Origin of the sequence: Pseudoalteromonas sp. TB51 (genome assembly GCF_000498055.1) — a bacterium.
Lineage (GTDB): Bacteria > Pseudomonadota > Gammaproteobacteria > Enterobacterales > Alteromonadaceae > Pseudoalteromonas > Pseudoalteromonas atlantica.
Genome location: NZ_AUTO01000076.1, coordinates 1 through 9,740 on the forward strand (window position 1 = coordinate 1; position 9,740 = coordinate 9,740).

Annotated in this window: 13 protein-coding genes and 1 pseudogene (1 of these 14 running past the window's edge); 4 read left to right on the forward strand and 10 right to left on the reverse strand. The window is 38.9% G+C overall.

The window, feature by feature from the left end; all coding sequences use genetic code 11:
- Nucleotides 1-538: LysR substrate-binding domain-containing protein (locus L650_RS0103335; RefSeq protein WP_262974662.1), on the forward strand; the 538-nt coding region annotated here is incomplete at its 5' end.
- Here the strand turns inward: L650_RS0103335 and L650_RS0103340 are convergent.
- On the reverse strand, nucleotides 527-1,804 hold the full coding sequence (locus tag L650_RS0103340) for a VCBS domain-containing protein (protein WP_029772188.1): 1,278 nt from the start codon (nucleotides 1,802-1,804) through the stop codon (nucleotides 527-529). The genes L650_RS0103335 and L650_RS0103340 overlap by 12 nt on opposite strands.
- A 215-nt stretch (nucleotides 1,805-2,019) precedes the next feature.
- On the opposite strand from L650_RS0103340, the gene L650_RS0103345 reads away from it, so the two are divergent.
- Nucleotides 2,020-2,259 (forward strand): RNA recognition motif domain-containing protein, encoded by a 240-nt coding sequence (locus L650_RS0103345; RefSeq protein WP_029772190.1) that lies wholly within the window; start codon nucleotides 2,020-2,022, stop codon nucleotides 2,257-2,259.
- Nucleotides 2,260-2,315: 56 nt separating this feature from the next.
- Here the strand turns inward: L650_RS0103345 and L650_RS0103350 are convergent, their stop codons facing one another.
- Nucleotides 2,316-2,909, reverse strand: a complete 594-nt coding sequence (locus tag L650_RS0103350) for a TetR/AcrR family transcriptional regulator (protein WP_024033771.1) — start codon at nucleotides 2,907-2,909, stop codon at nucleotides 2,316-2,318.
- Between the two features lie 182 nt (nucleotides 2,910-3,091).
- Here L650_RS0103350 and L650_RS0103355 point away from each other — a divergent pair, with 182 nt between their 5' ends.
- Nucleotides 3,092-4,117, forward strand: a complete 1,026-nt coding sequence (locus L650_RS0103355; RefSeq protein ID WP_411157017.1) for an MBL fold metallo-hydrolase — start codon at nucleotides 3,092-3,094, stop codon at nucleotides 4,115-4,117.
- Nucleotides 4,118-4,172: 55 nt separating this feature from the next.
- Here the strand turns inward: L650_RS0103355 and L650_RS24235 are convergent, their stop codons facing one another.
- On the reverse strand, nucleotides 4,173-4,322 hold the full coding sequence (locus L650_RS24235; RefSeq protein ID WP_024033773.1) for a hypothetical protein: 150 nt from the start codon (nucleotides 4,320-4,322) through the stop codon (nucleotides 4,173-4,175).
- 155 nt (nucleotides 4,323-4,477) lie between these two features.
- Here L650_RS24235 and L650_RS0103365 point away from each other — a divergent pair, with 155 nt between their 5' ends.
- The gene (locus L650_RS0103365) at nucleotides 4,478-6,100 is read left to right on the forward strand and encodes a M28 family metallopeptidase (protein WP_029772192.1); all 1,623 of its coding nucleotides are present in this window, start codon (nucleotides 4,478-4,480) and stop codon (nucleotides 6,098-6,100) included.
- Nucleotides 6,101-6,152: 52 nt separating this feature from the next.
- Here L650_RS0103365 and L650_RS0103370 read toward each other — a convergent pair whose 3' ends face one another.
- The 7 genes and pseudogenes from L650_RS0103370 to L650_RS0103400 form a co-directional block, all read right to left on the reverse strand.
- A complete protein-coding gene (locus L650_RS0103370) occupies nucleotides 6,153-7,097 on the reverse strand; it encodes an EAL-associated domain-containing protein (RefSeq protein ID WP_029772193.1) in 945 nt (314 codons plus the stop codon).
- Nucleotides 7,098-7,329: 232 nt separating this feature from the next.
- The gene (locus tag L650_RS0103375; RefSeq protein WP_029772194.1) at nucleotides 7,330-7,536 is read right to left on the reverse strand and encodes an EF-hand domain-containing protein; all 207 of its coding nucleotides are present in this window, start codon (nucleotides 7,534-7,536) and stop codon (nucleotides 7,330-7,332) included.
- Between the two features lie 73 nt (nucleotides 7,537-7,609).
- Nucleotides 7,610-7,807 carry a hypothetical protein gene (locus L650_RS0103380; protein ID WP_029772195.1) on the reverse strand — a complete coding sequence of 66 codons (198 nt, stop codon included), beginning with the start codon at nucleotides 7,805-7,807 and terminating at the stop codon, nucleotides 7,610-7,612.
- Nucleotides 7,808-8,227: 420 nt separating this feature from the next.
- The gene (locus L650_RS0103385; RefSeq protein ID WP_004585903.1) at nucleotides 8,228-8,440 is read right to left on the reverse strand and encodes a calmodulin-like protein; all 213 of its coding nucleotides are present in this window, start codon (nucleotides 8,438-8,440) and stop codon (nucleotides 8,228-8,230) included.
- Nucleotides 8,441-8,979: 539 nt separating this feature from the next.
- Complete coding sequence (locus L650_RS0103390) at nucleotides 8,980-9,195, reverse strand: TIGR02450 family Trp-rich protein (RefSeq protein WP_024033778.1); 216 nt, start codon at nucleotides 9,193-9,195, stop codon at nucleotides 8,980-8,982.
- A gap of 101 nt (nucleotides 9,196-9,296) precedes the next feature.
- Complete coding sequence (locus L650_RS0103395; protein ID WP_029772196.1) at nucleotides 9,297-9,647, reverse strand: cupredoxin domain-containing protein; 351 nt, start codon at nucleotides 9,645-9,647, stop codon at nucleotides 9,297-9,299.
- Nucleotides 9,648-9,657: 10 nt separating this feature from the next.
- Nucleotides 9,658-9,740, reverse strand: a pseudogene (locus L650_RS0103400) (heavy metal translocating P-type ATPase); it runs 2,172 nt beyond the window's last position.

The following is a 9,740-nucleotide window of genomic DNA, read 5'->3' on the forward strand; positions in this document are numbered from 1 at the left end:
GGCTGCCAATGTACTTAAAGACGCCGAAGCCGAACTGGCAATTAATCGCTACACCCTGTCTGAAAACGTTATTAGAGCCGAGCACTTATTAAAGCCTAAATATGTTGTACTTATGCGCCCTGACCACCCGCTTGCTAATGCCCCATTAAGTATTACTGACTTTGCTAATACAGATCATTTATTAGTATCAATTACGGGCGATATTTTAGGGCCATCTGATCAAGCACTAAGAGTATTAGGGTTAAAACGCCGAGTAGCGATGACGGTAAATAACGCGGCAAATGTACCTAATATTCTTAAAAATACCGATCTTATTTGTGTCATTCCCTCAATAGCGCTTGAGCAGGAAATATTTACCAATAAGCTCGTGGTTTTAAAAAGCCCTATTGATACGCCACCAACGCCTGTCTCTGTTATTTGGCATAAGCGCCAAGACAACGATGCCGGTTTGCAGTGGATACGCCGTCACATAGTGGCTATTATTCAACAACGTGTAAGTAGCCACGATAAAAAACTAGGCAAATATTTACTGCGCTAAAACGCCTTTTTTAATCACAAAATCAGCAAATCGTACCTGCTCTTCTTCAGCGCGAAGGCTATCGGTTTCGACTATTGAACGATAGATACCCCATTTAGGACGGGCAAAGTCATCATCGCTAAAGCCACGCCACATATCTATGTTTTGCTCGCTAATGCTAAGTAGCTCCGTGTTGTCACTTAAGCGGGTTAGGGTCATTTCAAATTGCCCCGCTTCACTAAAAGTGGCTTGTACAAATACCGCTACCCATTCATCAGTAATGAGTGACCAGTCGGTTTCGATAAGGTTTTTATCAAGCCCTGTGCTGTTACCGTTTTCATCAAAGCCTGCGCTATAACGTACTTGCAGCTGATTACCTGTACTGTTTTTTTGTGCACCAGAGAGCGTAATAATAGGTTGGTCATCGTTGCCATTGGTATTGTCGTTGCTATCGTTACGGGCTTTTATTTGGAAAAAGTGACTGAATTTACTACTTAGCTCAAGCTCGCTAGAGACTTTAAACTTCCAACTGTATTGTACGGTTTCGTCTTTAAAGGCAAGTGTTGCGGCGGGCGATTTATCAAAGGCTTTTATTTCGTTGCGCTGGCGGTCGGTTGCGCCCTTATCTTTATCTTGGTCTTCATCACGATGTGCTAAAAACACAAAGTGATTACCTACGATTGGGTCAGTATCTTCAATAATATGCACAACATCTTGATGATTACCGCTATACATATCAGGCGATTCAATTGCACCTTCACTAAACGCATTTTCTATTAATGTATAAGCACTTAGCCCTGTGTTTTCGCCATCGGCATTGAGGGTTGTTTCTTGCGTTACTATAAAATCATCACGGCCTGCAGTGCCTATAATAGTTATAGACACTGTCGCTTCGGTGCCATCTGCCGATGTGACAGTTATTTCATCAAGTAAGGTTTCGCCCTCGTTTAGTGCACTCACAGTGGCATGCTCGCCATTAAGTGTATATGACCAATTACCATCCTCAGTTAAGCTAAATGAACCATAAGCTGTGGTGTTATTGCTTTGCGTTTTAAATACTGTCTCATTGGCTTGTGCATCCGTTATAGATAGTTCACCTGTAATTGCTATATCGCGGGTATTTTCAATACTTACAGTTGTTTGACCGCTAATTACCGCGGCGCTTTGCGCTACAACCGATGCATTTACAGGCTCACTTTTTGACCCTGAGCTGCCGCACCCTACAGCTAAAATACCCAAATAACAAACACAAGTAATAGTTAAAACACGCAAGCCAAACTTTGACATAAACAACCAGCCCAGGTTAATGGTAAGTAAATAAAGTAAAATATAACTTACCAATTATTTGTTTTAATAACTAGATCTTTATTACCAGTATGGCTTTATAATTGTTAGCTGAGCTATTTGCGAAAAACAACTTTAAATAAAAGGGTAAAAATAAAATTAGGTTAAAGCCAAGTTACTTGAGATAATCCTCAGCGAACCCCTTATTTAGGTTATATATGAAATTATTAGTTCGTAATTTGTCTCGCGCTACCACAGAGCAAGACCTTCGCACGTTGTTTGCAGCACACGGTAAAGTAACTACCTGTAACTTAGTGCTTGATAAAGATACTGGTTTATCAAAAGGTTTTGCCTTTGTAGAAATGCCAAACGACTTAGAAAGTAGAAGCGCTATTAAAGCACTTAATCAATTAAGCGTTGATAAAAGCAAAATTCGCGTAAAATACGCAGATGAGTAATTAGTTACTTGCTATATGATTAAAACCAGCTATTTGCTGGTTTTTTACTTTTAAGTTTACGCTTTATATTTAGCCAGAAATAAGCTGACTGTTTGTTCAATTACTTTATTATTTTGCTGCTCTGTTATTGTTTCAAACCCATAAAGTAGCGGATAAAACACAAACGATTTTAATTGATACACAAACTGTTTAGCAGCTATATTTAGCTCATCACCTTTTAAAACACCTGCTGTTCTAGCTTGCTCTAAAAAATCTTCTAAATAAGTCATACACCCCATAGTATTATTACTTAAAGACTTTGCTAGCTGCGGCTCTTGTAGCATTTGCATAAAGGCAATTTTAGCTAAACGTAAAAAATCAGGCGATGTAAGCATAGCCACTTCTTGCTCGGCAATAGCAGTAAGCTGCAAATCAATTGGTTGATTTTTATTAAAGTAAATAACATCACCATGATTAATTTTAGCCAGCATAGTCGTTAAAATAGCCTGAAATAGCTCTTCTTTTGTCGCAAAGTGATTATAAACAGTTCGCTTAGAAGCCTCCGCTTTTGCAGCAACTTGATCCATACTAGTGTGCTCTACACCTTTTTCAAAAAACAGATGCTCTGCTGCTTGAAGAATATTTATGCGTTTTTTTTCTGATAATTTCATAATGGGTTCTGCAATTGTTAATAGCTACATTTTAACTAAACAATAAAAAAATGCACTGTATAGTTTACTTTTCATCAAAATAATGAAAAACTACACTCATTAGTTTACTTTAAGGTTTAACGATGACATTTATAAAATGGGTAGTTGTGATCATCGCCATCATTGTTTTTGGAGGTTGTAGCGTGAATAAACAGATAGTTGCGCAAGGTGTTAATGAAGCACCTAATGTAGATAACTACGAAAATGGTAGGTTTCATAACCATCAACAGGTTGAGCCGAATAGCTTTAAGAAAACACTCGGAATTTTAGGGCGTTACATAACAGAAAAGCGTACCAACATTACACCTAAAAAGCCCATTGCAATTAAAAGTGTTACAGCAAAAATGCTTAACTCCCTTGCAAATAATACTGTGCATGTCATTAAACTTGGCCACTCTAGCGTGCTTTTAAAAGTGCATGGCGAATACTGGTTACTCGATCCGGTATTTAGTGAGCGCGCATCTCCTTTTTCTTTTGTAGGGCCAAAGCGCTTTTCTAAATTACCTATTAGTATTAGCGAACTGCCACCAATCGATAAGGTGCTTATTTCGCACAACCATTACGATCACCTTGATAAATCAGCTATTAAAAAGCTGTCTGCAAAAACTAAGCAGTTTTATGTGCCACTTGGTGTAGATAGCGATTTAGTTAAGTGGGGAGTGAATGAAAACAAAATTAGCACATTTAACTGGTGGCAGGAGTTACAAACCGAACATGCATTAGTTGCCTTTACTCCTACCCAGCATTTTTCGGGCCGTGGATTAAGTGATGCAAACAACACACTTTGGGGTTCGTGGGTTATTAAAACCTCCCAGCAAAGTGTTTATTTTAGTGGTGATTCGGGTTATTTCGCAGGCTTTAAAGAAATTGGTAACAAGTACGGCCCTTTTGATTTAACCCTAATTGAGACAGGCGCCTACGACAAAGATTGGGCCGATATACACATGACACCAGAGCAATCGGTTCAAGCTCATATTGATTTACAAGGTAAAACTTTAGTGCCTATTCATAACGGTACGTTTGACTTGGCGTTTCATGCTTGGGTTGACCCATTTGAACGGGTAACGGCTGCAAGCAACATAAATAACGTAACATTGAGTACACCCGAGTTTGGACAAATATTTACCCCTACCGACGCTGCAATAACCCATAAATGGTGGAAAAAATAATTTGGTAGGTGTTTTAAAGGTATTTATTACAAGGTGTTAATTAAATAAGCGGCTATTAAGCCGCTTTTTTTATACTAATTGTACCTAACACTACAAAAGATGCAGCTAAAGCAAAAAACATCGCTTGCTGTGCGAGCAAAGCTGCTGCAAAAAATGCTACGCCGCTGCCTATAAACAGGTATCCGCTTTTTTTAGATTGGCTCATTGTGTGTGCTCCATTTATTGTTGTCGATTATTTATACACCCTACACCGGCAATTTTCAATTTTTGAAAAATAGAACTGGCAAGATGATAAATATTCGACTCACATCAGTGCTTCCTTTATATTAAAAGCCAATTTTTAAAACTATTCAGAAAACTATGGCCTCTACTCTTTTTAAAAGCGCTAGCCTAAGCCTGCTAGTCGCTCTCTTTGGTTGCTCTGAACCTGCAAGCGAGCATTCTTCTTTAGAAAATACGCCCAGCGTAAGCCTAAATAACGTTAAACAGCATATAAAAACGCTAGCCTCTGATGACTTTCAAGGTCGCGGCCCACTTACTCATGGTGAAGTAAAAACAGTGGGTTACTTGAGCGAGCAATACGAAGCTATGGGTTTAACTGGCGCGTATAATGGTAAGTTTTTACAGCCGGTAAAAATGGCAATGGTCACGGCCAATCAAAATATGCAATTGCAGGTAGGCGACTTAAAGTTTAAAGCAGGTAACGATTTTACCGCCCGTACAGAGCAATTACAGCCAGTAATAGATGTACGAAACTCTGACATTGTATTTGTGGGCTACGGTATTAATGCCCCCGAATACAACTGGAACGATTACGAAAACATTAATGTTGAAGGTAAAACCGTTATTGTATTGGTAAACGACCCTGGCTTTGCTACACAAAACGATGCGTTATTTACAGGTAATGCTATGACCTACTACGGCCGGTGGACTTACAAATACGAAGAAGCCGCACGCCAAGGTGCCAAAGCGGTATTTATTGTGCACGAAACTGCCCCTGCAGCTTACCCTTGGGGCGTGGTTGAAAGCTCAAACACAGGGACTAAATACACCCTGATGGACAATAACCTAAACGCTTCTAAGCTCCCAGTTATGGGCTGGCTAACACTTAATACTACTGAGCAAATTTTTAATGCCGCGCAGCTTAACTATCAAAATTTAAAACAAAAGGCTTTAAGTGATGACTTTAAAGCCACAGCGCTTAATTTAACAGCCAACCTTTCATTTAAAAACGAAGTATCGCATGCCAAATCACATAACGTAGTTGCGCAAATTACAGGAAGCGACGCCCCTAATGAGTACGTGGTAATAGGTGCTCATTGGGATCATTTTGGTACCAAGCAAACCGACAGCGGCCCTAAAATTTATAACGGTGCAGTGGATAATGCCTCTGGCACAGCGGCAACACTCGAAATTGCCCGCATTATGAATCAAATCCACCAGCAAACACCGTTTAAACGCTCTATTTTATTTGCTAATTTTACCGCAGAAGAGACTGGCCTCATTGGCTCCCAAGAGTTTGCAACCGGTGGCGTTGTGCCCACTAAACAAATGGTCGGGCTATTAAATATTGACGGAATGAACGTGCTAGATGGCACTGATTACATTTTGCAATACGGTAACGATTTATCCACCCTAGAAAACTACCTAGCAAACGCGGCAAAAGCGCAAGGTCGCGTTGTTAAAATGGACCCTCGCCCGCAAAACGGTTTGTTTTTTAGATCAGATCATTTTTCTTTAGCTAAGCAAGGTGTGCCGAGTTTATTATTTATGAGCCTTGGCGATACCGACCCTGATTACATTGCGCATAAATACCATAAAGAAGCCGACGATTACTCGCCGCAGTGGTCATTAGGTGGCGTAAAGCAAGACATAGAGCTTATTGTTGATATAGCCACGCAGCTTGCTAACAATGGCGATTGGCCTACATGGACGAGTGCCTCAGACTTTAAAGCAAAGCGCGAGCAAGATAAGCCGCATTAGTAGGTAAAGTTTAAAGCTAAATAATAATCATACCAATCGCATTAAAATCCTCCTACTTGGAGGATTTTAATTTTGAGCGCGCCCGCATTAGTAAGGTTTCGGCTTTTGCTCCTAAATACACATAAATAGCCAAGGCTATTAAAAGCCCTACCACCGCAAGCATCATCGCAATGGCCGGTAATAAGTATTCAGCCTGCCCCAACGCTGCCTTAAAAATGGTTAATAGCGCCTCAATAGATATTGCAATTAGCACGGTAGATATAAACCGAGTAATTGTGCGCCGTGTAGAAGAGTGCCTAAAAATATCCTTATGCATTAAAATCTCTTCTTCGAGAATGGTCTTTCCTAAATCAAACACGGCCAACGCTAAAGTAATATATATAATAATGCTAAAGGGCTCGAGGGGATCAGACGCTGAGTCAAAGTGGGTTAATAATGCGTATATATCGTTAAATACTATGCTCAGTAAAAAGAGTACCAAAGTAAATAAACACGCCACAATCACCCCATAGCCCGCTTTAAAATAAGGCGAAATACCGGCACGCGCACTGTCTCCCATTACAAACTTAATTAACTGGGTTAAGCATACGTCTAACACTAAATAATGCTGCTGGTTAATTGGCTTTTTTAACTCTTTAATAGCCGAAATACATAAATGATTAGTTGCGATAGAAATATACGGATCGGTAAAGCACACCGAATCGGTTTGTTTAGATTGTAAAAAGTAAGGGCGCTCACTTAAATCTTGCTGATTACCTTGCTCGGCTAATTTTTTATAGGCACGCTTAAAGCAAACATTATTGCCTTGCTGAAGCCCAGATTCGTTTAAACAGTATTGCAGCTCTAAAAAGGGATATTGCTTTACTAAAAAACGCGTATCTCGATTTTTGTTAAGCCCATCTTCAATACTCATTAAAATAGAGTCAAGCAAGCTGTGTATTACTTGCTCATACTCATGGTAGCGCTCAACACTACTTATATAACTCATTCGCGCCATAATTGTGTACTCACTCAGTTGCTATAGCGTTAACTAAGCAAGTTTAAAACCAAGTATAAAAAATGTTTACATACATAAGGTTAAGATTTTAACTTGTGCTCATTTGCACCTATTTGGTGAAAAAGCCGTTATGCCTGCGCCACACACAAAAAAAGCAGCTAAGTAAATGTTACTTAACTGCTTTGTGAGTATGACCTGATAAATTTTAAACGCGTAAAACTACGCCATAAAATTATTGTACTTTAGAAAACTCTTGCTGTGAAAGCTCACCATTTTTATCTGTATCGAGCTTATCAAACAACCGTGCTAACTGTGCATTGGCTTGTGCTTCTGTTTTGCTAATTACGCCATCACCATTGGCATCAAAACTGTTAAAGTCGACCGCGGCAAACGCCGCTGATGAAGATGCAAGGGCTAGAAGTGCGATAAATTTTTTCATAATCATTTCCTTAGGCTAAGTGCCTGGCAAAGGGGAAGAAATCCTTTTCTGAGATCCATAAAGGGAGAATCGGTTATTTGTATTCAAAAAAATCGTTTTCGGTTAGGCCGTTTTGCGAGCTTACTGGTAGATGCTGCTTAGCGGCTTGTTCGTCAATTGGTTGATTAAACTCAGAGCTATTATTTTTAGATGGCTCTAGTTCGGCGTTTGCTAATACCATTGAAGATGAAACCACAGTGGCGACGACTAAAAGTGTTTTTAGCTTTTTCATAATATAATCCTTCAATAATATGCATTACCTGTATAAATTTGCACTGAGGTGGTTACAATTCACTTCCTTGTTATTCTTTTTAATAGGCTCCCTTGCCTATTTAGGTTGTCTTTGGCAACTCAGAATTATGCTTACACCACAGCGCATTAATCGTCTACGCTTGTAAAACCTCTGCTTTAAAAAGTTTACCGTTTGTTGGTGTCAAACTTTGCAAATGTGCCAGAAAATACCAGCGCTATTGCAAGCAAAGTTGGGTATCGCTTTTACATAACGATTCCTTCGCTATGTGTTTATAATAAAGTGCCCTGTGTATTACACTATCCTTGTTATTCTTTATGGTAAGCTCCCTTGCCTACTTAGGTTGTCTTTGGCAACTCAGAATTAACGTGCCACTGGGCGTTAACTACTCAAAGCACTCACTTATGCTTTGTCGAACTCACTCTTAGATAGCTCGTTGTTTTTGTCAGTATCAAGTTTTGTAAACTGACTCATTAATTCAGCATCAGCAGATGCTTCTAACGGGCTTAATGTGCCACTGCCATCTTTATCGAGTGTGTCAAAATCTGTTACTGCAAAAGCCGCTGATGAAGAGGCTAAAGCCATTAATACCAATGTTGATTGTGCCTTTTTCATAATGAAATCCTTCATAGGGTTAGGGGAGTAGCCAATTGGCGTTACCCACGTTTTGCTTAATACAGCTTAGCTATTACAACTTCAGTGCCATGTTTTATTTTCACCTAATAAACAATGAGTTATACGGTAAGTATATGAAAAAATTAAGTTTCGAGGGGTATTTTTGTTGCTTTTTAGCAACAGCTAGATGAGCTACTTAAAATAAACCATTAGAATCAACAGCTTATGATTTATAAAAAAGCCACACACGAGCTAAAAGCTAACTAAAAACATAACGTGGGGAAGTTTAAGAATAAACTAAAGCTGAACAGCTTAATTAAAACAATTAAACGTTATAAAACCTAAAACATAACCAATTGAAATGTATTGATATTTATAAAATTTTTAGCGTTTATTTTTTAAAAGCATGGCAAGCCTGTAAAAAACAGGCACTTGTTGCCAAATGGCGAATTTAGTAAAAGGCAGGGATTAAAAAGGGAGCGCATTGCATTTTGTTGGGCATAACAAATTGGCGTTTTTAAGGTATAAAAACAATTTAACTACTTCCAGCCTTGACGCCATTTTTGTGTGTCTTTTAAATCTCGCCAGCGTATTGAGTACTGATTTTTAGAAAATACCGACTCGGTAATGCATTCAATTACATTACCCTCTTCATCGTATTCTACTTCTACAATGATAAAGTGTTTTTCTTTGTTGATAGCTGGAGTGGCAGTCCACTTACTGTTTAGTAATTTTTTAGGGTTTAAGTTATTCATTAAATAATCTAGTGTGCTTAATTAACACTAATACGACATAACCCGTTGTTTAGCTCAACCTAAAGTTAGGCCGTATTAATGTTACTTCATCAACTTACTGGTTACTCAGCGATTAACTTACCTTTATACATTTTCATTTGGCAATGAAAGTCGTACTCACCTGCTTTTAGTGCAGGCAAAGTGATTGTATTATCTCCCATTGCAAGGCTTTCACTTACATCAAGCTGCGGGAACACCATAGTTTCGGCGCACGGTGCACTGTCTTTTCTATCAAATGTAAGCGTTACTTTTTTATTAGCCGCCACCTTTATATGACTTGGTTGATAAACGCCGTTATCTACCACTATGGTTTGCGTATTATCATTACTGTGTATTTGCTTTGGCTTATAAAGCCAAAACCAATAAATAATGGCCACTATTAATACTGCACCAAGTAAATTTATCATTAACATTATCGACTCCTTAGCGCTTATTGGGTTTATAAAAACGTAAGCGATTGGCATTGGTGACTACTGTCAGTGATGAAAGCGCCATAGCTGCGCCCG